The organism is Micromonospora sp. WMMC273 (assembly GCF_027460285.1).
GTDB lineage: Bacteria > Actinomycetota > Actinomycetes > Mycobacteriales > Micromonosporaceae > Micromonospora > Micromonospora aurantiaca.
Window position 1 is genome coordinate 2,800,108 of record NZ_JAPZBE010000001.1, and the last position, 21,098, is coordinate 2,821,205.

Annotated in this window: 20 protein-coding genes; 11 read left to right on the forward strand and 9 right to left on the reverse strand. The window is 74.5% G+C overall.

Going from position 1 to position 21,098, the window contains the following annotated elements; translation table 11 throughout:
* Positions 1-31 precede the first annotated feature (31 nt).
* Both O7611_RS13005 and O7611_RS13010 read left to right on the forward strand, forming a co-directional pair.
* On the forward strand, positions 32-1,672 hold the full coding sequence (locus O7611_RS13005) for an MDR family MFS transporter (protein ID WP_269696894.1): 1,641 nt from the start codon (positions 32-34) through the stop codon (positions 1,670-1,672).
* Positions 1,673-1,745: 73 nt separating this feature from the next.
* A complete protein-coding gene (locus tag O7611_RS13010) occupies positions 1,746-2,588 on the forward strand; it encodes a phosphatase PAP2 family protein (RefSeq protein WP_194802409.1) in 843 nt (280 codons plus the stop codon).
* Between the two features lie 7 nt (positions 2,589-2,595).
* Here the strand turns inward: O7611_RS13010 and O7611_RS13015 are convergent, their stop codons facing one another.
* Positions 2,596-4,650 (reverse strand): cellulose binding domain-containing protein, encoded by a 2,055-nt coding sequence (locus O7611_RS13015; protein WP_194802410.1) that lies wholly within the window; start codon positions 4,648-4,650, stop codon positions 2,596-2,598.
* 245 nt (positions 4,651-4,895) lie between these two features.
* On the opposite strand from O7611_RS13015, the gene O7611_RS13020 reads away from it, so the two are divergent.
* The 5 genes from O7611_RS13020 (at position 4,896) to O7611_RS13040 (ending at position 9,638) form a co-directional block, all read left to right on the forward strand.
* Positions 4,896-5,645 (forward strand): lytic polysaccharide monooxygenase, encoded by a 750-nt coding sequence (locus tag O7611_RS13020; protein WP_269696895.1) that lies wholly within the window; start codon positions 4,896-4,898, stop codon positions 5,643-5,645.
* On the forward strand, positions 5,630-6,271 hold the full coding sequence (locus tag O7611_RS13025; RefSeq protein ID WP_269696896.1) for a DUF305 domain-containing protein: 642 nt from the start codon (positions 5,630-5,632) through the stop codon (positions 6,269-6,271). The genes O7611_RS13020 and O7611_RS13025 overlap by 16 nt, the downstream gene beginning before the upstream one ends.
* A 317-nt stretch (positions 6,272-6,588) precedes the next feature.
* Positions 6,589-8,178: a DHA2 family efflux MFS transporter permease subunit gene (locus tag O7611_RS13030; RefSeq protein ID WP_194802412.1), complete on the forward strand. Its 1,590-nt coding sequence runs from the start codon at positions 6,589-6,591 to the stop codon at positions 8,176-8,178.
* A 126-nt stretch (positions 8,179-8,304) separates the two neighbouring features.
* Positions 8,305-8,529: a hypothetical protein gene (locus O7611_RS13035; RefSeq protein WP_013286169.1), complete on the forward strand. Its 225-nt coding sequence runs from the start codon at positions 8,305-8,307 to the stop codon at positions 8,527-8,529.
* A 35-nt stretch (positions 8,530-8,564) separates the two neighbouring features.
* Entirely contained in the window at positions 8,565-9,638 is a 1,074-nt protein-coding gene (locus O7611_RS13040; protein ID WP_269696897.1) for an NYN domain-containing protein, read from the forward strand.
* A gap of 323 nt (positions 9,639-9,961) precedes the next feature.
* Here the strand turns inward: O7611_RS13040 and O7611_RS13045 are convergent, their stop codons facing one another.
* On the reverse strand, positions 9,962-11,218 hold the full coding sequence (locus O7611_RS13045; protein ID WP_269696898.1) for a hypothetical protein: 1,257 nt from the start codon (positions 11,216-11,218) through the stop codon (positions 9,962-9,964).
* A 90-nt stretch (positions 11,219-11,308) separates the two neighbouring features.
* On the opposite strand from O7611_RS13045, the gene O7611_RS13050 reads away from it, so the two are divergent.
* Both O7611_RS13050 and O7611_RS13055 read left to right on the forward strand, forming a co-directional pair.
* A complete protein-coding gene (locus O7611_RS13050; protein WP_194802414.1) occupies positions 11,309-11,782 on the forward strand; it encodes a molybdenum cofactor biosysynthesis protein in 474 nt (157 codons plus the stop codon).
* Between the two features lie 148 nt (positions 11,783-11,930).
* Positions 11,931-12,497, forward strand: coding sequence for a sigma-70 family RNA polymerase sigma factor (locus tag O7611_RS13055; protein ID WP_120570026.1), 567 nt, complete (start codon positions 11,931-11,933; stop codon positions 12,495-12,497).
* 90 nt (positions 12,498-12,587) lie between these two features.
* On the opposite strand, the gene O7611_RS13060 is transcribed toward O7611_RS13055, so the two are convergent.
* Positions 12,588-13,322 (reverse strand): zf-HC2 domain-containing protein, encoded by a 735-nt coding sequence (locus O7611_RS13060; RefSeq protein WP_194802415.1) that lies wholly within the window; start codon positions 13,320-13,322, stop codon positions 12,588-12,590.
* A gap of 49 nt (positions 13,323-13,371) precedes the next feature.
* Positions 13,372-14,766 carry an acyl-CoA synthetase gene (locus O7611_RS13065; RefSeq protein ID WP_269696899.1) on the reverse strand — a complete coding sequence of 465 codons (1,395 nt, stop codon included), beginning with the start codon at positions 14,764-14,766 and terminating at the stop codon, positions 13,372-13,374.
* 116 nt (positions 14,767-14,882) lie between these two features.
* On the opposite strand from O7611_RS13065, the gene O7611_RS13070 reads away from it, so the two are divergent.
* Complete coding sequence (locus O7611_RS13070; protein WP_269696900.1) at positions 14,883-16,010, forward strand: CaiB/BaiF CoA transferase family protein; 1,128 nt, start codon at positions 14,883-14,885, stop codon at positions 16,008-16,010.
* A 15-nt stretch (positions 16,011-16,025) separates the two neighbouring features.
* Here O7611_RS13070 and O7611_RS13075 read toward each other — a convergent pair whose 3' ends face one another.
* Complete coding sequence (locus O7611_RS13075) at positions 16,026-16,442, reverse strand: ASCH domain-containing protein (protein ID WP_194802418.1); 417 nt, start codon at positions 16,440-16,442, stop codon at positions 16,026-16,028.
* Between the two features lie 73 nt (positions 16,443-16,515).
* Positions 16,516-17,394 carry an alpha/beta hydrolase family protein gene (locus O7611_RS13080; RefSeq protein WP_194802419.1) on the reverse strand — a complete coding sequence of 293 codons (879 nt, stop codon included), beginning with the start codon at positions 17,392-17,394 and terminating at the stop codon, positions 16,516-16,518.
* 108 nt (positions 17,395-17,502) lie between these two features.
* On the opposite strand from O7611_RS13080, the gene O7611_RS13085 reads away from it, so the two are divergent.
* Positions 17,503-18,039, forward strand: a complete 537-nt coding sequence (locus tag O7611_RS13085) for a GNAT family N-acetyltransferase (RefSeq protein ID WP_194802420.1) — start codon at positions 17,503-17,505, stop codon at positions 18,037-18,039.
* Between the two features lies 1 nt (position 18,040).
* On the opposite strand, the gene O7611_RS13090 is transcribed toward O7611_RS13085, so the two are convergent.
* From O7611_RS13090 to O7611_RS13100, 3 genes are all read right to left on the reverse strand, one after another.
* The gene (locus O7611_RS13090) at positions 18,041-19,633 is read right to left on the reverse strand and encodes a hypothetical protein (protein ID WP_269696901.1); all 1,593 of its coding nucleotides are present in this window, start codon (positions 19,631-19,633) and stop codon (positions 18,041-18,043) included.
* On the reverse strand, positions 19,630-20,517 hold the full coding sequence (locus O7611_RS13095; protein ID WP_269696902.1) for an ABC transporter ATP-binding protein: 888 nt from the start codon (positions 20,515-20,517) through the stop codon (positions 19,630-19,632). Before O7611_RS13095 ends, O7611_RS13090 begins: the two co-directional genes overlap by 4 nt.
* Positions 20,518-20,625: 108 nt before the next feature.
* Positions 20,626-21,042 carry an MmcQ/YjbR family DNA-binding protein gene (locus O7611_RS13100; protein WP_194802423.1) on the reverse strand — a complete coding sequence of 139 codons (417 nt, stop codon included), beginning with the start codon at positions 21,040-21,042 and terminating at the stop codon, positions 20,626-20,628.
* Positions 21,043-21,098 lie beyond the last annotated feature (56 nt).

Consider the following 21,098-nt stretch of genomic DNA (forward strand, 5'->3'; position numbering starts at 1 on the left):
CCCCGTATCGACACACCTGGAGGACGCGCGCATGAGCGCACCCACCATGACGGCTGAGGCCGCCCCGATGAGCAAGCGCAAGACGCTGGAGGCACTCAGCGGTCTGCTGCTGGTGCTCTTCGTGGCCATGCTGAGCAGCACCGTGGTCTCGACGGCCCTGCCGAAGATCATCGGAGCGCTCAACGGCTCGCAAACGCAGTACACCTGGGTGGTCACCGCCACCCTGCTCACCGCCACCGCTACCACCCCGATCTGGGGCAAGCTGGCCGACCTGTTCAACAAGAAGCTGCTGATCCAGATCGCCATCGTGGTGTTCCTGGTCGGGTCGATCGCGGCCGGCTTCGCGCAGAGCGCCGGGCAGCTCATCGCCGCCCGCGCCTTCCAGGGCATCGGCGTCGGCGGCCTCCAGGCGCTCGTGCAGGTCGCCATCGCGGCCATGATCCCGCCGCGTGAGCGGGGCCGCTACAACGGCTACCTGGGCGGCGTCATGGCGCTGGCCACCGTCGGCGGCCCGCTGCTGGGCGGCCTCATCGTGGACACCTCCTGGCTCGGCTGGCGCTGGTGCTTCTTCGTCGGCGTACCGGTCGCGGCCGTCGCGCTGTTCCTGCTGCAGATCACCCTGAACCTGCCCACCGTGCGCCGGGACAACGTCAAGATCGACTATCTGGGCGCCACGCTCATCGCCGCCGGCGTCAGCGTGCTGCTGATCTGGATCTCGTTCGTCGACGACTCGTTCGCCTGGCTGTCCTGGCAGACCGGCGCCATGGTCGGCGGCTCGGTGCTGCTGCTCGCGCTCGCCGTCTGGGTGGAGGCGCGGGCCGCCGAGCCGGTGGTGCCGCTGCACATCGTCCGGGAGCGCACCACCGCGCTGGCGATCCTGGGCAGCCTCGCGGTCGGCATGGCGATGTTCGGCGGCGCGGTCTTCCTGGGCCAGTACTTCCAGATCGGCCGCGGCTACAGCCCGACCGAGGCCGGCCTGCTCACCATCCCGATGATGGCCGGTGTGCTGATCTCCTCGATCGTGGCCGGCCGGATGATCACCGCCACCGGGAGGATCAAGCCGTACATCGTGTTCGGGGCGGTCGTGCTGGTCATCGGGTTCGCCATGCTCGGCACCATCGACCACGAGACCTCGCTGGTCTTCGTCGGCATCGCGATGTTCATCGTCGGCGTCGGTGTCGGCATGACCATGCAGAACCTGGTGCTCGCGGTGCAGAACACCGTCGCGCTCAAGGACATCGGCGCGGCCAGCGCCAGCGTCGCGTTCTTCCGCTCGCTCGGCGGCACCATCGGCGTGTCGGTGCTCGGCGCGGTGCTCGCCCGCCGGGTCAGCGACCGGATCACTCACGACCTCGCCGCGGCGGGCATCCCCACCACCGGCGGAGGCGGCGGCAGCACGCTCAACCTCGACGCGCTGCCCGAGCCGGTACGGCAGATCGTGCGGGCCGCGTACGGGGACGCAACGGGGCACATCTTCCTGATCTCGGCCGCCATCGCGGTGGTGGGTATCGTGGCGGCGCTGCTGCTGCGTCCGGTCACCCTGCGTTCCAGCCTCGATCTGCCGGACACCGGCCGATCGGTGGCGGTGGGAGCGGACGCCGTCGACGGCGCGCCCGCCTTCGACGAGGTGAGCGTGGACTCGGCCGGCCGGGAGGAACGCACCCGCCGCTGAGCCCGTACCCCCAGGGCCGTCGCCGACCCCGGCGGCGGCCCTGGCCCATGCGGGGACGACCGAAGGAGGAGCCGTGGACGTCACGCGGACCGCGCCCACCCGTCTCGCCGCATGGCAGCGGGCCGCGCGTGAGCTGGCGCTCGTCGCCGTGCTCTTCCTGGCCTACAAGGCGGGCCGGCAGGTGGTGGCCGGGCACGCCGAGGTGGCCCTGGCCAACGGCGAGTGGGTCTGGCGGCTGGAACGGCTGCTGCGCCTGCCCGACGAGATGCTCGTGCAGGGGCCGCTGCTGTCGCACGAGCTGCTGGTACGTGTCGCCAACTCGTACTACGCCTACGTGCACTTCCCGGCCACCGTGCTCTGCCTGGTCTGGCTCTGGCTGCGCCGCCCGGCCCACTACCTGCGGCTGCGCCGCGCCCTGGCGTCGCTCACGGCGGTGGCGCTGGTGCTGCACGTCTGCGTTCCGCTCGCGCCGCCCCGGCTGACCGCGCTCACCGGAATGGTCGACACCGGCACCCGGTTCGGCCCGAGCGTCTACGGACCTCCCGACACCGACCAGCTCAGCAACCAGTACGCGGCCATGCCGTCGCTGCACGTGGGCTGGGCGCTGGCGATCGCGCTGGCGCTGATGGCGGTCACCACCGGACGCCGCCGCTGGCTCTGGCTGCTCCACCCGCTGGCGACAGCGCTCGTGGTGGTGATCACCGGCAACCACTACTGGCTCGACGGTGTCGTCGCGGTGGTGCTGCTCGTGGCGATCCTGGCCGTCCTGCCGACGGCCGTGCCGGAACCGCCCGTGCTCCCGTCCGGGCCGGTGCGCCCGCACGTGGTGCCCGCGCCGCGCCGGGCCGGCCGCCGCCGGAACCCGAAGGTCCCGGCGGCGGCCGACGTACGGCTGCGGCCACCCGGCCGCGGTTGAGGGCGCCTCAGCGCACCGTGCAGACCGTGCCGTTGAGGCGGAACGCCCCCGGCGGCACGTTCGGCCCGCTGTACGCGCCGACGAAGCCGACGGTCGTGCTGCCGCCGTCGGCGGCGAGCCGCCGGTTGTCGGCGGTGGGCGTCACCCGGACGGTGCGGCCCTGCTGGTCCCAGGTGGCGCTCCACCCGCTGCTCACCCGCTGCCAGGCGGTCGGCCAGGTCCAGGTGAGCGTCCAGCCGTCGACGGCCTTCGCGCCCGTGTTGATGACCTCGACGTTCGCCACGTACCCGTTGCCCCAGTCGTTGTCGTCGTTGAACCGCACCGCGCAGGAACTCTCGGCCGGGCTGCCGGTGGCGAACGTCAGCGGCGGGGACGACCACGAGACCCGTCCGGCGGTGTCCCGGGCGAGCACGTTGACCGTGTAGCGGGCGCCCGGTTCGAGGTTGCCCACCGTGAGCGACGTGCCGGCGGTCTCGCCGAGCTGCTCGCTCACCGCGCCGTACTGCCGGTGCACCTCGTACTTGGCGATCGGGGACGCGCCCGGCGTGGCCGCCGGCCAGGAGATGGTCGCCGCGCGGTCGGTCACCGCGCCCGCCGTCGGCCGGCCCGGGGCGCCGGGCCTCCCGGCCGAGCTGCCGGCCGGTCGCAGCACGAGCGTGGTCAGCGAGTACGGCGGCAGCGTGCGGGTGCTCGCGTCGCCCGAGCGGCCGGTGCTGATCCCGGTCGCGCCGTTGGTGAGCGTGTGCACCGTCGGCGCCTCGTCGGCCGGGGTGAACCCGGCGTAGTCGAGCGCCACCGGGTGGGCGTTGTCCGGGTCCTTGTTGAGCAGCAGGACCGCGACGCTGCCGTCCGGCCGGCGTACCGCGTGCGCGGCGACCAGCGGCTCGTCCGTCCCGGCCCGGACCAGTTGGTCCCCGGGCCGGACGAACAGGTTCATCATCGACAACGCGTGGTACGGCGCGAACGGCGTGTTGAACGCCGGCTGGCACACCTCGCCGTCACTGGTGCAGTTGCCGCTGGACAGCAGCCCGAAGTCGCCGTAGTCGGTCTGCCCGGCCACCTCGGAGACGGTGCCGATTCCGTTGTGCACGTTCCACCACTGCACCGTGAACACGCCCTGCTCCAGCAGGCCGCTGTAGGCGTCGGCCAGGAACAGCGCGCCCGGTGCGGTGGTGCGCCCGGCGTCCACGTTCAGCTCGGTGAAGCTGATCCCGATCCGGTCCGCGCCGGGGCCGGCGTACCTGGCGATCTGCTGGCGCAGCAGCCAGGCCGCGTCGGGCAGGTGGCTGGTGCGGGCCAGCGAGTCGGCGGCGCTGCCGCCCGGGTACCAGTGCACGTCCACGAAGTCGATCTTCGGGCCGGCGATGGACAGCACGGTCTGGTTCCACGGCCCCGGATCCGATCCGGCGGTGATGCCGTCCGGCCAGTTGCCGGGCATGGTGAGCACCGCGCCGACCTTGATGCTCGGGTCGACCGCCTTCATCGCGTCGGCGTACTCGATCACCAGCCGCGCGTACTGGGCGGCGCTTTTGTCCGGGTGGTCGTCGGCCTCCCAGGCCGAGCCGTAGTGGCCGTTGCCGTAGTTCTCGTTGCCGACGGTCCACCACTTGGCGCCGTAGCCCTTTGTGACGTTGGCGTAGCGGACCCAGGCCGCCGCCTCGGCGGGCGTGCCGGTTCCGTAGTTCGCGATGATCATCGGCTCGGCGCCGACGCGGCGGGCGCCGGCCATGAACGTGTCGAAGTCGGTGTTCGGCGCGACGTAGCCGCCGGGCGCGGTGTGCGTCTCCCAGTGGTAGATGTCGGCGTACGAGCCGCCGGGGTAGCGCAGCATCTTCACGCCGGCGGCCTTGAGCAGGTCGGACGTCTCGGCGCTGCCGAGCTGCGAGTCCCAGATGGCGTGGTTGACGCCGAGCGCGGTGGCCGGGACGGTGGCCAGCCCGGCGCGGGTGTTCACGGTGACGGTGACCGGGTCGGTGGGGTCGGCGGCGGCTGGTCCGCCGGCGGTGCCGAGCGCGGTGGCGAGCAGCAGCAGGCCGGCCGCGAACGCAGTGGGTCTTCTCATCCGGGATGTCCTTCGGGGGAGTGGGACGACGGGGAGATGCCCGGTTCTGCGTCGTCCTCCCGGAGCCGCGACGGCGGCGGGATGCCCACGAACGACGATCGGCTCCGCGCGGCGAGCCATCGATCAGGATCATACGCCCGGCGCCCGGGTGTGCAGGGCTTAATTTATAGACAGGAGTCTTTACTGTTAACAATGTTTAATTTATGTTCGGGGCACCTTCCGATCCCCCCGAAGGAGTTGCCACCATGCGCCGAAGAATCACCCTCCCGCTGCTCACCGCCGGTGCCGTCACCGGGACGCTGGCGCTCGCCGCGCCCGCGCAGGCCCACGGGTACGTCTCCTCGCCGCCCAGCCGCCAGGCGCTCTGCGCGCAGAACCGGGTGCCGGACTGCGGTCAGATCAAGTACGAGCCGCAGAGCGTCGAGGGCCCCAAGGGCCTGCGCAGCTGCCACGCCGGCATCGCCCAGTTCGCGGTCCTCAACGACGACAGCCGCAACTGGCCGGCCACAGCGGTCGGCAGCAGCGTCACGTTCACCTGGGTCAACACCGCCCGGCACGCCACCGCCAACTGGGAGTACTGGATCGGCGGCACCCGGGTCGCCGTGGTCGACGGCGGGGGACGCCAGCCCGGCGCGACCGTGTCGCACACGGTCAACCTCGGCGGCTTCTCCGGCCGGCAGAAGCTGCTCGCGATCTGGAACATCTCCGACACCGCCAACGCGTTCTACTCCTGCGTCGACCTCCAGATCGGCGGCGGAGGCGGCAACCCGACCCCGTCACCCACCCCGACGGCTGCGCCCACCACCCCCACGCCCGCGCCCACGCCCACCCGGACCGGCACCCCGGCGCCGGGCGGTACGTGGACCGCCGGGCGGGCGTACCAGGTCGGTGACACGGTGACCTACGACGGCCGCAGCTACCGCTGCCGCCAGGCGCACACCGCCATCGCCGGCTGGGAGCCGCCGAACGTACCGGCGCTGTGGCAGCAGATCTGAGCCCGCGTACCCGCGCGGCGGAGCCGGCCGGTCCCCGGCTCCGCCGCGCGTCCGCCCGCCCCGCCACGGCGCTGCTCGCGGTGATGCTGGCCCTGACCGGATGCGGCGGGCCGCCCGCCGCCGACCCGTCCCCACCGGTCCCGCCCGCCACCGCCTCGGTCCCGGGCGGCGCGGACGCCACGATCAGTGGGATCGACGCGCTGTTCCTGGCCATGATGGTGGCGCACACCGAGCAGACGCTGGAGATCGTCCGGCTCGGCCTCGACCGCGCCACCGACCCGCGCGTCCGCACGCTCATCGCCGCTGTCCGGGCCACCGAGACCGACGAACTGGCCACCATGCGCGGCTGGCTGCGCGAAGCAGGCCCGTCGGCCGCCGCCGCGGCCGCCCGGCACGACCACTCCGGGCACAGCGACGCCGCCGCCGGACTGGCCCGGCTGCGCGCCGCCACGCCCGCCGACGCCGACCGGGTGCTGCTCGACGTGCTCAGCCGGCACCAGCGCACCGCGGCCGACCTGGCCCGCGCCCAGGTCGCCGCCGGCACCGACGAGCGGGTACGCGACCTCGCCCGCCGCATCGACCGCTCGCGTACGGCCGAGGTCGACCTGATGGCCGGTCTGGGCTGAGCGGCCGGCCCCACGAGGTGGCGGTGTGGACATGACCTTCGTCACGGTCGCGCCCGCCGGCCTCGCCCCGACAAGGCCGGCGAACCGGCGCGCACCAGCCCTTTCCGCGAGCCGGTCGAGCAGATCGGGGCCGGTGGCGCGGCCGGTTCGGGTGCCGCCGCGGTTCTCCCGTCGGCAAAACCGGCCGCGTCTCGTCCCAGGTCATGGCTACGCTGTCGCCCGGACGTCGCCTCGCCGCGCGTTCCGCCCGCGCTCCGCAGACGGCGCGCGGCGCCGCCACCGCCTCCCAGTGCCGGACCGGATCCAGGAGACCGTCAGTGACCCAGCAACCCGTAGCGACGTCGACGAAACTCGACGCCGCCGTACTCAAGGTGGCCGGCGTCGTCGTGCTCGGTGCGATCATGTCGATCCTCGACGTGACAGTCGTCAGCGTGGCGCTGCCGACGTTCCAGAGCGAGTTCGACGCCACGTACGCCCGCGTCGCGTGGACCATGACCGGCTACACGCTCGCGCTCGCCACGGTGATCCCGCTCAGCGGCTGGGCCGCCGACCGGTTCGGCACGAAACGCCTCTACATGGTGGCGCTGGCGCTGTTCACCATCGGCTCCGGGCTCTGCGCCACGGCCGACTCGATCGGCGAACTGATCGCCTGGCGGGTCGTCCAGGGCCTCGGCGGCGGCATGCTCATGCCGCTCGGCATGACGATCATGACCAGGGCAGCCGGCCCGCACCGCATCGGCCGCCTGATGGCGGTGCTCGGCATCCCGATGCTGCTCGGCCCGATCACCGGCCCGATCCTCGGCGGCTGGCTGATCGACGTCGCGAGCTGGCACTGGATCTTCCTGATCAACCTGCCGATCGGCGTGGTCGCCCTGGTCTACGCCCAGCTCGCCCTGCCGAAGGACAACGCCGAGCCGTCCGAGTCGTTCGACTTCCTCGGCATGCTCATGCTCTCGCCGGGTCTCGCGCTGTTCCTCTACGGCATCTCCACGCTGCCCGAGACCGGCACCGTCGCCGACACCAAGGTCTGGCTGCCGATGCTCGCCGGCGGCGCGCTCGTGGTCGCCTTCGTGCTCTACTCGTTCCGGCCCCGGCACCCGCTGCTCGACCTGCGGCTGTTCCGTAACCGCAACCTGACCATCGCCGCCGTCACCATGTTCGTGTTCATCATCGCGTTCATGGGCGCCGGCCTGCTGTTCCCCAGCTACTTCCTCCAGGTGCGCGGCGAGACGACGCTGACCGCGGGCCTGCTGATCGCGCCGCAGGGCATCGGCGCGATGCTGACCATGCCGATCGCCGGCATGCTCGCCGACCGGGTGCCGGTCGGCCGGACGGTGCCGTTCGCGCTGGTGCTCATCGCGGCGGGGTTCTTCACCTTCACCCAGCTCGGCACCGACACGTCGTACTGGCTGCTCTGCGGCTCGCTGTTCGTGATGGGCCTCGGCATGGGCGGCACGATGATGCCGATCATGACCTCCGCGCTGAAGACGCTCAGCGCGGCGGAGGTGGCGCGCGGCTCGACGCTCGTCAACATCCTCCAGCAGATCGGCGGCTCGGTCGGCGCCGCGGTCATGTCGGTCATCCTCACCAGCGAGCTGAACGGCTCGCGGCCGATCCCCGGCGTGACCGACCCGGCCACCGGCGCCCCGCTGACCGAGGCCCAGCTCGCCATCGCCTCCCAGCAGCAGCCCGAACTGATCCAGCAGTTCCCGGTGCCGCCGTCGCTGATCGAGCGCGGGCTCGACTACGCGGCGAACTCCTTCTCCACCACGTTCTGGGTCGCCTTCGGCCTGGTGCTGCTGACCTTCATTCCGGCCGCGTTCCTGCCCCGCCGCCGTGAGCCCTCGCACCTGCTCGACGGCGACCCGGGCGAGGACAAGCGTCCGGTGCCGGTCCCGATCCACTGACCGCCGCCGTCATCCAGGGCCGGACGCACATGCGTCCGGCCCTGGGCCGTTCCGGCGCCGAGATCCGCCACCCCGGTCACGGCCGGCGCCTAGGATCGGAGACGGAACCGGAGGAAGGCGGCCAGCGTGAGCGCAGACGACGCGCAGCGGTCGGCGCGACGGCGTAACCGGCTGCTGCTCGCGGGCCTGCTCGCCGTCGTCGGGCTGATCCTGCTGCTGCTCGGCCTCACCGTCGCCACCGGCACCGTCGCCGGCGTCGAGGTCGTGCTCGCGTTGTTGCTGCTGGTCACCAGCTACGCGATCCAGCGGGTGGCCCGCCGCGAGACCGTCTACCGCGACGAGCGGCGCTGACCGGTCCGGCGGTCCGGCCGGGCTAGGCTGCCGGTGTGGATCACGAAGACCGGATTGCGCTGTTCCTCGACTACGAGAACCTGGCCCTGGGCGTACGGGACCATCACGGCGGCCGGCCGTTCGACTTCCGGCCGATCGCCGACGCGCTCGCCGAGCGGGGACGCGTGGTGGTGCGCCGGGCGTACGCCGACTGGTCGTACTTCGACGAGGACCGGCGGATGCTGACCCGCTCACACGTCGAGCTGATCGAGATCCCCCAGCGGATGGGCGCATCGCGCAAGAACGCCGCAGACATCAAGATGGCCGTGGACGCGGTCGAGCTGGCGTTCGAGCGCGGCTACATCTCCACGTTCGTGATCTGCACCGGGGACAGCGACTTCACCCCGCTCGTGCACAAGCTGCGCGAACTCAACAAGCGGGTGATCGGCGTCGGGGTGGAGAAGTCCACCTCCGCGCTGCTGCCGCCGGCCTGCGACGAGTTCCTCTACTACGACCGCCTCGAAGGCGTGGACGTACCGCCACCGGCCGCCCGCCGGTCGCGTCCGGCCCGGCCCTCGCCGGTGGAGCCGGCGCCCGAGCCGGCCGTCGAGACCGCCCCGGCCGAGGAGGAGTCGGCCCGGGACGTCGACACGCTCGCCGTCCAGCTCGTGCAGACGGTGGCCGGCATGCAGGGCAGCTCCAGTGGCGACGTGACCGCCTCCGCGCTCAAGCGCGCGCTGCTGCGCAAGGACCCCACGTTCAGCGAGTCCGACTACGGCTTCCGGACCTTCGGGGAACTGCTGCGCCACCTCGCGGCGCACAACGTGGTGGAGCTGGCCGCCGGGCCGGCAAAGGGCGACCCGGAGGTGTCCCTTCCCGAGCAGGGCGACCGGGAGGTCGCGTTCGGGCTGCTCCGGTCCGTGGTGGTGGACCTCGCCGCGGACGGCGGGGCGGTGGCGCTGTCCGGCCTGAAGGACCAGCTGCGGCGGGCCCGGCCCGACTTCAGCGAGAAGAAGCTCGGCTACCGCAGCTTCCTCCAGTTCTGCAAGGCCGCCGCGACGAGCGGCGTGGTGGAGTTGCGCTGGAGCCCCGACGACGGCGACTACCTCCTCACTCCCCGGACTCCCTGACCGAGCCCTCCCCGCCCTTCGCCGCCGCCCGGCCGCCGCCCCCGCGATCTTGCACTTGCTGACCCGTGAAAGCGGGATGAATCGCCCATCCCGAGGGCAGTAAGTGCAAGATCGTCGGGGCTCGGAGACACCTCGGCTTGATCCACGCCAGCTCGCCGAGGTGGCGGGGTCCGAGCCCGCCGGATGCCGCCACCTCGGCGTAATGGTGTCGATCAAGCGGCCGCCACGGCAACCGCCCGGGCACGGACACCTCGTTCGCCGTCCTCGGCGGGACGTGAGGACGGCGGCACCTTCGTCCCCGGCTGGCACTCGGCTCTGCGAGGTCAGGAGAGGGCCGCGGCTATCTGGACTGTCCCGCCGAGCCCCACCGCCAGGCCGAGCCGTCGGCCGACCTGGCCCACCAGGTCCAGCAGTGGCGGCTCGGAGGAGACCGTCGGGCTCGGGTCGCCGGTGGGGCCGGGCTCCCCGGTCGGGTCCGGGTCGCTCGTCGGGCTCGCGGTCGGCGCCGGAGTCACCTGGCCGGCGGGAGGGCTGGGTGGCCCGACAGGCGTCGACGGCACGTCGCCGACCCGTGCCGGCGGCGACCCGGCGACGGGCGGTGCGGTGGTGAGGATCCGCGCCCCGGACCCCGCGGTCGCGTGCGGGGGACGCTTCGGTGGCGGCGCGGATCGGGTCGGCCGGACCACCGGCGACGACGGGTCGACCGGAGTCGCCACGGGCGGCACCCCAGGGACGGGAGGTGCGGCCGTGGTGGCGGGCGCGGTCGCCGGTCCGTGCGCCGGGTCGGTCTGCCCGGCTGTCGCCGTCCAGGTGCCGGCGGACGTGACGCCCAGCAGCACGGCCACCGCCGCGACGCCCGCCGCGGCCAGTCGCTGGGGGAGTGCCCGGTCGGCCGGGGCGTCCCACGGGCCGAGCGGCCGGGGTGGCCGGGGCCGGGCGGCCCGGTGGGCGGACCGCAGCGCCTCGACGTCCTCGACGAACGCCTCCCGCGTACCGGTGGCGTCGGCGTGGGCCAGGGTGAGGTAGAACCTGGCGTTCGCCGCGCCGGGGGCCGGTACGCGCAGGCCCGCCGGAGCGCCGCCGTCGGCGTCGTGCAGCAGGGTGACCGGACGGTCCGGGTGGTGCCCGAGACCGCGTACGTCCCGCAGCGACCAGTACCGCCAGGCGTCGTGCCCCGCGAAGGCCACGCGCCGGTCGGTCACCACGGCGGTGCCGCTGTCGACCACGCGCAGTCCCGCCGGCAGCGGGCCGCCGGACGGGTCGAGACAGCCGGCGAGCGTGCGACCCGGCACGGGCAGCCCGGGCAGGTGCCGGGCCGTGACCTCGACCAGGTCGACTGTGGGCAGGATGCGGTAGACGACCTCGCCGTCGTCCAGCGGCACCGGCAGTGCGGTGCCGGGCAGTGTGCAGCCGCGGAAGCCCGCCGCCTCCATCGACAGGCGGTCGAGGTGGTCGGCGCGGCGGCGCCAGATCCGGGCCGCCGTCTCGTACGCCTGGCGCCGGCGCTCGTTCTCGCGCCGCGCCCAGGCCAGTCGCCGCTGCGGATGAGCCCCGATCGCGTCGGGTCGCCTCGCCGTCACACCTGGTACAACGCCCTGCGAAGAGCCCGGATACGTGAGCGCGGCTATCGTCCGGTTTGGCGGTGTTATGCCCGCGATTAGACTTCGGGCATGCCGCGGATCGTCCAGTTGCTGGCCTCGCCCGTGCACCGGTACGTGGGCCGCCCGGCGGACGGACCCGCCCCCGCGCCACCTGGTGAACTGGTCGACCGGGTGGAGCTACGCGCCGGGCTCGGCATCGTCGGTGACCGCTACTTCGGCCGCCCCGCGCACCGGCAGGCGAGCGTCACGCTGATCGCGCGGGAGTCGCTGCCGCCCGGCGCGGACCTCACCCAGCTGCGGCGCAACGTGCTCACCGAGGGCATCCCGGTGGACGATCTGGTGGGCCGCGTGCTCACGCTCGACTCCGGCGACGGCCCGGTCCGGCTGCGGGTGCACCGAGCCGCGCCGCCCTGCGCCTGGCTCGACGTGGTGGTCGCTCCCGGTACGTGGAAGGCGATGCGCCGCCGCGGCGGCGTCCGGTGCGCCCCGCTCACCGACGGCGTGCTGCGGGTCGGGCCGGTCACCGTGTCCGTCGACGACTGACGGCGAGGGAACTTTCCCGGCCCGCCGGCCGACCAACCGGAGGGCGAGCGGCACTGCGGCGCCGGCAGGAGGGACGCGGAATGAACCGAGCGGGGCGCGCATCCGTACCGTCCGGCATGAGCATGCCGGACCGGCGGGCCGGCCGCGGATGAGCCCGGACGCCGACGACGAGCAGGTGACCGGGTGGGCGCGCCGCGCCGCCCGGGGCGACCAGCTGGCCGCTGCCGCGTTCGTGCGGGCCCTCCAGGCGCCGGTGTGGCGCTTCCTCGCTCATCTGGCCGGGCCGGCCGAGGCCGACGACCTGGCCCAGGAGACGTTCCTGCGCGCGCTGCGCAGCCTGCCCGGCTTCGCGGGCCGGTCGTCGGCGCGTACCTGGATCTTCACCATCGCCCGCCGGGTCGCGGTGGACCACGTGCGGGCGGCGACCGCCCGGCCCCGGGTGGCCGCGCTGCCGGACTGGCAGGCCGCCGCCGAGGCGGCCGGCGCGGTGACCGGCGGCGGGGACGACGGCGTGGTGCTGCGCGGACTCATCGCCACGCTGGCGCCGGACCGGCGGGAGGCGTTCGTGGCGACCCAGGTGCTCGGCCTGTCCTACGCCGAGGCGGCCGAGGTGTGCGGCTGCCCGGTGGGCACCATCCGCTCCCGCGTGGCCCGCGCCCGGGAGGACCTGGTCGCCGCCTGGTCCGGCGACGCCCGTGACCGCCGGGCCCGCTGAGACCCGCCCGCTGACACCACGACCGCCGGGGCCCGCCGGGATCGCGACCGGCCGGGTGAGCCGCGACCCGGTGACCCGCGCCGAGGGCCGTCAGGCGGCGCGCCGGTCGCGGGCCTGTGCGGGGTACGGGCCGGGCGGCACCAGCCGCAGCGCCGGCGCGGCCGGTTCCTCGGCCGGCAGCGCCCACCGCGAGCCCTCCGACCGGCGCTGCCCGGGTGGGGTGTCGCCGGGGCGCCGGCCGAGGCGGGACAGCACCAGCATCACGGCCCAGCCGACAAGCAGGAAACCGTGGCTGACCAGCCGGGTCATCGCCACCTGCCCGGTGATCAGGTCGTTGACGGACAGCAGTACGAGCGTGGCGACGAACGCGCTGAGCATCGGCAGCAGGCCGGACGGGGCGGACCGGCGCGCGGCCACGTAGAGGAACCCGGCGCCGACGGCGACGTTCCACGCCGCCGACTCGTGCCACAGGTGCTGGCCGGAGGCGTGCGCGTGCTCGACGACGGCCTCCCGGCCGATCTGGGCCAGGCCGAGGACGAGCTGCACCGCGCCGAGCAGGCCGAGCGCCCCGCGCAGGCCGAGCGTGATCCGGTGGCGGCGGCTGGGCCGGGGCGGGGGAGCGGCGGCCAGGACCGCGTCGACCAGGTCGGGCACCCGCGGGGCGAGCTGGGTACGGGCCCGCCGGGTCACCGACGCCGCGGAGTCGAACCAGCCGCGGCAGCCGGCGCAGCCGGTCAGGTGCGCCTCGGCCGCCTCGATCTCCGAGCCGGACGCCTCACCGTCCAGCTGTGCCGACAGGATCTCCCGCCACTGCTCACACGCCATGTAGGGATAGTCGTCGCCAGAGCCGCGCTGGTTCCCGGCGGGGTGCGGGTCACGCCTCGGTCAGGCGGGATTTCTGCACCTTGCCCATCGCGTTGCGGGGCAGCGCGCCGACCAGCCGCACCTGGCGGGGGCGCTTGTGCGCGGACAGGTGCCGCGCCACGAAGTCGATCAGCTCGGTCTCGGCCACGCCGTCGCCCACCACGTACGCGGTCACCTGCTGGCCCAGGTCGGGGTGGGGCGTGCCGACCACCGCCGCCTCCCGGACGCCCGGGTGGGCCAGGAGGGCGTCCTCCACCTCGCCGGCCCCGATCCGGTAGCCGCCACTCTTGATCAGGTCGGTGGCGGCCCGGCCGACGATCCGGTGCGCGCCGTCCGGGTCGACAGTCGCGATGTCGCCGGTGCGGAACCAGCCGTCGGCGGTGCGGGTGGCCGCGTCGGCGTCCGGCCGGTTCAGGTAGCCGTCGAACAGCGTGCCGCCGCGTACCTGCAGCTCACCCATCGCGTCGGCGGGCAGCGGGCCGCCGTGCTCGTCCACCACCCGCGTGCGCACGCCGGGCAGCGGCACGCCCACCGTGCCGGGCCGCCGGGGACCGTCGGCGCGGGCGCTCACCGTCACGAGGGTCTCGGTCATGCCGTACCGCTCCAGCGGCCGGTGCCCGGTCAGCCCGGCCAGCGCCGCGAAGACCGGCTCGGGCAGCGCCGCGCTGCCGGACACGAGCAGCCGGGCGCCGCGCAGCGCCCGCGCCGCCGCCGGTCGCGCCGCGATCCGCGACCAGATCGTGGGTACGCCGAAGTACAGCGAGCCACCGGCTGCCGCGTACCGCTCGGGGTGGGGCCGGCCGACGTGGTGCAGCCGGCTGCCGACGCGCAGCGGGCCGAGCACGCCGAGCACCAGCCCGTGCACGTGGAACAGCGGCAGGCCGTGCACCAGCAGGTCGTCCGGGGTCCAGGCCCAGGCGTCGGCGAGCCCGTCCAGGCAGGCGGCGACCGCGCGGCGGGACAGCACCGCGCCCTTCGGCGCGCCGGTGGTGCCGGAGGTGTAGAGGATCAGCGCGGTGGCCGCCGGGTCCGGTTCGGGATGCGCGGTGTCCGAGCGCCGGGCCAGGTCCAGCGGTACGACGGGCGGCGAGCCGGCGTGCGGTGTGCCGGGCGGCGCGAGCAGCAGTTCCGCGCCGGAGTCGCGCAGGATGTGGTCGCGTTCCATCGGGCCGGCGTCGGGCGGCACCGGCACCACCGCCGCGCCGGCGAGCAGCCCGCCGACCACGCCGACCACCGTCTCCAGACTGGCCGTGGCGGGCACCGCCACCCGGGTCGCGCCGCGCAGGTCGTCGGCGACGGCGGCGGCCGCCCGGCGCAGTTCCACCCGGGACAGCGACCGGTCGCCCACCCGGACCGCGCCGGGGCGTTCGTCGGTGGACCCGGCGAGCCCGCTCAGCAGCGACATGCGCACCCCTTTCCGGTATGCCCGCCCGATGTACCGAGACCGTAGCCGGGCCGGCCACCCCTGCCGGACGTGCCGTCGGGTATGTGTCATCGTGGTCGGCGGCGAGGGAGGGTGGCATGTCGGGTCCGTTGCACGGGGTGCTGGTCGCCGACTTCTCGCGGATCCTCGCCGGCCCGTACGCGACGATGCTCCTGGCCGACCTCGGCGCGGACGTGGTCAAGGTGGAGGCGCCCGGCGGCGACGACACCCGCGGCTGGCGGCCCCCGGTGCGCGACGACGTCTCCACCTACTACCTGGCGGTCAACCGCAACAAGCGCTCGCTGGTGCTCGACCTGACCGATCCCGGCGACCTGACGCTCGCGCACCGGCTGGCCGGCCGGGCGGACGTGCTGATCCAGAACTTCCGCCCGGGCGCGCTGCGCCGCTTCGGCCTCGACCACGACACGGTCACCGCCCGCAACGCCCGCCTGGTGTACGCCTCGATCAGCGGCTTCGGCGACGCCGGGGGCGCCGACCTGCCCGGGTACGACCTCATGGTGCAGGCCGCGGCCGGGCTGATGAGCCTCACCGGGGACGCGGACGGCCCGCCCTACAAGGCCGGGGTGGCGGTGTTCGACGTGATCGCCGGGCTGCACGCGGCGGTCGGGATCCTGGCCGCGCTGCGACACCGGGAGGAGACCGGGCGCGGGCAGCACGTCACCGTCGACCTGCTCTCCTCGGCGCTGTCCGGGCTGGTCAACCACACCAGCGCGTACGTCGCGGGTGCGGCGGCCCCGCACCGGATGGGCAACGCGCACCCGAGTATCGTGCCGTACGAGCCGCTGCCCACCGCCGACGGCGAACTGGTGGTGATCGCCGGGAACGACGCCCAGTTCCGCACCCTCTGCCGGGTGCTCGGCGTGCCGGAGTTGGCCGGCGACGCGCGGTTCGGCCGCAACGCCGACCGGGTCGCGCACCGCGACGAGCTGCGGGCGCTGCTGGTGGCGGCGCTGTCCCGGCGCGGAAGCGCGGAGTGGTTCGCCGAGCTGCGCGCCGCCGGCGTGCCGTGCAGCCCGATCAACTCGGTGGCCGAGGGGGTGGCGCTGGCCCACGGGCTGGGCCTGGAACCGGTGGTGACGACCGGCGGGGTGCCGGGCATCCGGAACCCGATCGGCCTGTCCGGGGCGCCGCCCCGCTACGACCTGCCGCCGCCGGAGCTGGACGAGCACGGCGCCGCACTGCGCGCCTGGCTCGCCGCGGAGTGACCGGCCCGGCCGCCGTCAGAGCGTCTCGACCAGCCGGAAGCGTTCCAGCACGGCCGCTGTGTCGTCGTCGACGGTGAACGCCGGGTCGCCGAGCCAGCCGCGGTAGTCCTCGCCGTGCCAGAACCGCTCGTGGCCGGCTCGCCAGGCGGCGATCGTCTCGAACCCCTCGCCCTCGTCCCGGGCGTGGTCGAGGTCGACGTCACCGAGGCGGGCGACGCGGACCTCGACCAGCTCGATCACCGCCACCCGCCGGCCGTCGGAGTCGATCACCGCCGAGCGGGTGCCGACCGCCGGCAGCGGCTCGCCGTCGATCTCGTAGTCCTGGACCAGCCCGGTGGTGGTGGTCTTGCTCCCGTCGAGCACCGCGGCGACGAGCTGGTCGCGCAGCGGGCCGGGGAAGGCGAACTCGAAGGTGGGCAGGTCGGCGTCCATGCGCGGCAGCGTAGCCGGGCCATGCGGGGCGGGCGACCGCGTTCTGCGGCGCCCGGCTGTTCAGTCCGGCCACTCAGCCCGGCAGCGGCAGCGTCCGGCCGAGCCAGTCCAGGAGCACCCGCTCGTACTGCGGGCTGACGCTGTCCAGACTCTCGCCCTCGCCGAGCGTGGGCGCATGATCGCAGCCGGCCAGCCGAGCCACCGTCAGCTCGGCGTGGCGCGCCGCCCGTCGCCACACCGCGAGGCTGTCCTCGATCGGGATCCACGCGTCCGTCTCGCCGTAGCAGAGCAGCACCGGGCAGGTCAGCCGCGCCAGCACCGGCGCCGGGTCGTAGTCCATGTCGGTCCAGGTGCCGGCCGTGGCGGGCAGCTGCTCGGGCAGGAACGCCAGCGGGAACCACGGCTGCCGGGCCGCCGCGTCGATCGCCGCCTGCGCCACTGGGCGCGGCACCTCACCGCGCTGGTAGCCCTCGGCGACGCGGCGCAGCCCGGCCAGCTCGGCGAGCTCGGCCGGGCCGTAGCCGTTGCGGCGGAGCTGCTCGGCGGTGCCGTGGCGCATCTGGACCGCGGGGCTCACCGCGCTGCACCCGACGAGGACGAGGAAGTCGACCGGGTGCCGGACGGCGGTCAGCGCCGCCGCCCACGCGCCCTGGCTGAAACCCCAGAGCCCGACCGGGGCCGTCCCGACGTGCCGGCGCAGCTCGGTGAGCGCGGCGGACGCGTCGTCGGCCTGCTCGGCCAGCGGCACGTCGTGCCCGTCGATCCGGGCGCGGCGGTCGTAGCGCAGCACCGCGACCCCGGCCGGCGGCAGCAGCCGGGCCAGGTGTTCGTAGAGGAAGTAGGACCGCTGCTCGGCGTGCGAGCCGTGCAGCACCACCAGGCCGCCGCGTACCGGCCCGGCCGGCAGATCGAGGACCGCCGGCAGGCCCGCCGCGCCGATCATCGTCTCCATGCCGGGCAGTGAACCACGAACCGTCCCGCCCGGTGGTCCCGGCCGCCGTCCGGGACACCCGCCTGCGTACGCTGACCAGGTACGTCGCCGCGACCGTGGAGAACCGCCATGACCAGCCCCGCATCCCGTACCGTCCGGGTCGCCCGCGCCGAGGACGTGACCGCCCTCGTCGACCTGATCGAGTCGGCGTACCGGGGTGAGCGCAGCCGGCAGGGCTGGACCCACGAGGCGGACCTGCTGGCCGGGCAGCGCACCGACCCGGAGATGGTGGCTGCCGCCGTCACCGGCCCGGGCGGCGTGGTGCTGGTCGCCGAGCAGGACGGCGGCCTGGTGGCCTGCTGCCAGCTGGAACGTCGCGACGACCACGTCTACTTCGGCATGTTCGCCGTCGCCCCCGGCCGGCAGGGCGGCGGCCTGGGCCGGGAGCTGCTGGCCGAGGCCGAGCGCTACGCGGCCGAGCAGTGGCACGCCGGTGAGATGCGGATGACAGTGATCGTCCAGCGCGACGACCTGATCGGCTGGTACGAGCGGCGCGGCTACGTCCGCACCGGCGAGCTGAGCCCGTTCCCGTACGGCGACGAGCGGTTCGGTGTGCCGCTGCGGCCGGACCTGGCGTTCGAGACGCTGCGCAAGAAGCTCGGCTGACTCAGCCCGCCAGATCCCGGCGACCGTAGGCCCAGCCGCCCAGGGCCGCCAGGACTAACGCCGCCGCGACCAGCACGCCCTGAGCCGTCCAGTTCGGCGCCGCGTCGGGCACCGCGGCGAGATGCGCGTACGGCGACAGCGCACCGACCCAGGCGGGGGCGCGCACGCTCTCCGTCACCACTGCCAGCAGGAAACCACCCGCTGTGGGCAGCATTCCCAGCACGGGAACCAGGCGGGGCGCCGCCCCGACGGCGAGGGTGGCCGCCCCGGCGCCGACCAACGCCAGCGGCAGCACGTTGAGCGTGCCCGCCAGGGCGGCGGTGAGCGGCAGGCCGGCGCCGACCACTGTGGTACCCAGCCACGTCGCGAGAGCGGCGGCGACCGCCAGAGCCACCGCCCCGGCGGACGCGCTGCCCACCTCGGCGGCGAGCAGCCGGGTCCGGCTGACCGGACCGGCCCGCAGCAGCGTGAGCCGGCCGGCGGCCTCGGCGGCGACGAAGGCGTTCAGCCGCGCGGTGGCGAACGCGCCGATCGGCACCGTCAGCAGCGCGAACAGTGTGGCCACGTACCCCCGCACCCGGTCGAGCCCGCCGAAGCCCGCCCGCGCGGCGAGATCGGCGAAGGCGGGATTCTGCTCGAGGAAGCCGGTCAGCGACGTGGCGAGCACGCCGATCAGCAGGAAGTAGGCGGTGACGCCGACGGTCCAGCCGGCGAGCGGGCGCAGGGCGCGTCGCATCGCGAAGGTCGGCACCGAGCCGAGCAGGCCGCGTCGCGGTGCGCGGCCGGCCGGTGGGCGCAGCAGTCCGGCGCCCACGTCGCGCCGCGAGCACAGGGCCAGCGCCGCCCCGGTCAGCAGGACGACGGCGGCCAGCGACACGAGCAGCGGCGTCCACCGGTTCTCGTGATAGGGACGGGTGAGCGCGAGCGGACCGTATGGCGGAAGCAGTCGGAGCCACGCCGGCGCCGCCCCGGAGTCGCCGGTCATCCGCGCCAGGAGGCCGGCCCCGAGCACGGCCAGGCCGCTGCCGGCCGCCCCCGCCCGGGTCGGCTGGACCTGCACGACGACGGCGCCCACCGCGACCGCGAACGCGCCGGCCGAGGCGACACCGGCACCGTGCAGCAGCGCCCCCTGCCACGGCGTGCCGGCGATCGTCAGCGGGGCCGCGAGCAGTGTTCCGGCCAGCGCCGATGCCGCCGTCAACGGTGCCAGGTGACGCCGCAGCACCGCCGCCGGCGTCAGCCGGCCGGCGAGCAGCAGCCCCCACCGGCCGGCCTCCTCCTCGCCCCTGGTCAACCGGACGGTCGCCAGCAGGCTCCACACACTGACCAGCACGGCCAGCACCATGCCGGTTCGCCACACGGTGAACCCGCCCGCGGTGTCCAGTGCGACGGGTTCGCCGAACAGGGTGCGGATCGCGGGGTTGCGCGCCAGCGCCTCCAGGCCGGAGGCGCCCATTCCCTCGCCGACGGTGCGCGCGTAGGTGCCCACCACGAGGACGGACATACCGACGGTCACGCCGGTCACGACGAGGGCCGGCCGCCAGATCCCGCGGGCGGCGAGCAGGCTGACCGCTGTGCCGGCCGGGCGCGTCACGCCTGCTCCCCGTAGTAGTCGAGGAAGATCTCCTCCAGGCTCGGCTCGCGCACCGTCAGCGTGCTGATCTCCGCGCCGGACAGGGCTCGCAGCGCGGCGGCGGGCGGGCCGGCGAGGGTGAAGCGCAGCAGCCCCTCCCGCTCCTCGACCGCTTCGACGCCGGGTACGCCGGCCAGATCCGGCACGGGGCCGGTGAACCGTACCGTCACCTCGCTCCGGTGCAGTCGCCGCAGCTCCGGCACCGGGGCGACGTCCACGAGCCGGCCGGCCCGCAGGATCGCCACCCGGTCACAGACCGCCTCCACCTCGGCGAGCTGGTGTGAGCAGAGCAGCACGCTCTGCCCGTTGTCCCGCGCTTCGCCGACCGCACGGCGGAACTGCAGTTCCATCAACGGATCCAGGCCGCTCGTCGGCTCGTCGAGCACGAGCAGCGGCGCCCGGGTGGCGAACGCAGCGACCAGGGCGACCTTCTGCCGGTTTCCGGTCGAGTAGGTGCCGGCCGGGCGGGACAGGTCGAGGGCGAACCGCTCGACGAGTTCGCCCCGGTAACGGGTGTCCGCACCGGGTCCGGTCGCGGCGAGCAGGTCGAGGATCTCCGCACCGGTGAGCTGCGGCCAGAGCGCCACGTCGGCCGGGACGTACGCCAGCAGCAGGTGCGCCTCACGCACGTCTGCCGCATCCGCCTCGAAGATCCGGGCCTCGCCCCGGGTGGGACGGGCGAGGCCGAGCAGCAACCGGATGGTGGTGGACTTGCCGGCGCCGTTCGGACCGAGGAGGCCGAGCACCTCACCCGCCTCGACGGTCAGATTCAGGCCGTCGAGGGCCACCAAGCGGCCGTAGTGTTTGGTCAGATCACGGGTGCGTACGGCGGGGCGGGCTCGCATCGCGCGGCTCCTGAGTCGGCGGGGCAACGACCGCCGACCAGGCTTCCCGGCACACCACGACCACCGTACTGCCGACGCCTCGCCTCTGGGAAGCCCCGCCGGGCGCCGTCACGGCCCCGGCGGCCGGTCGACCAGCGCGACCAGCTTCTTCGGGGCCAGCACGCAGTAGCTCTCGGTGAGCAGTTCGGCGACCTCGGTCCAGTCCGTGCCCGCGTCCAGTCGCAGGCCCACCACGTCGGCGGCCCAGTCCGGCTTGAAGAAGTGCGGCCCGGCCGCGAGCAGCCCGGCGATCTCGTCGCCGGGGGAGCGGAACGTCATCACGCAGACCGGCTCGTCGGTCGCCGCGGCCCGCGCGTACGCCGCCTGGTGGCCCGGGTCGACGGTGAGCACGTGGGCGAACGTACGGCCGCGGATCCGCCACCGCACGCCCACCCAGGCTGCTTCCTCGTAGGTCTCCGGCAGGCCGAGGCAGACCGGCCGCAGGCGGTCGAGGTGCTCGGGTGGGACGTCTCCGGGGCCGGTCATGCGCGCAGGCTAGCCGCAGCCCCCGACATTCCGGCCGCACCGGCGTGGCGACGCTG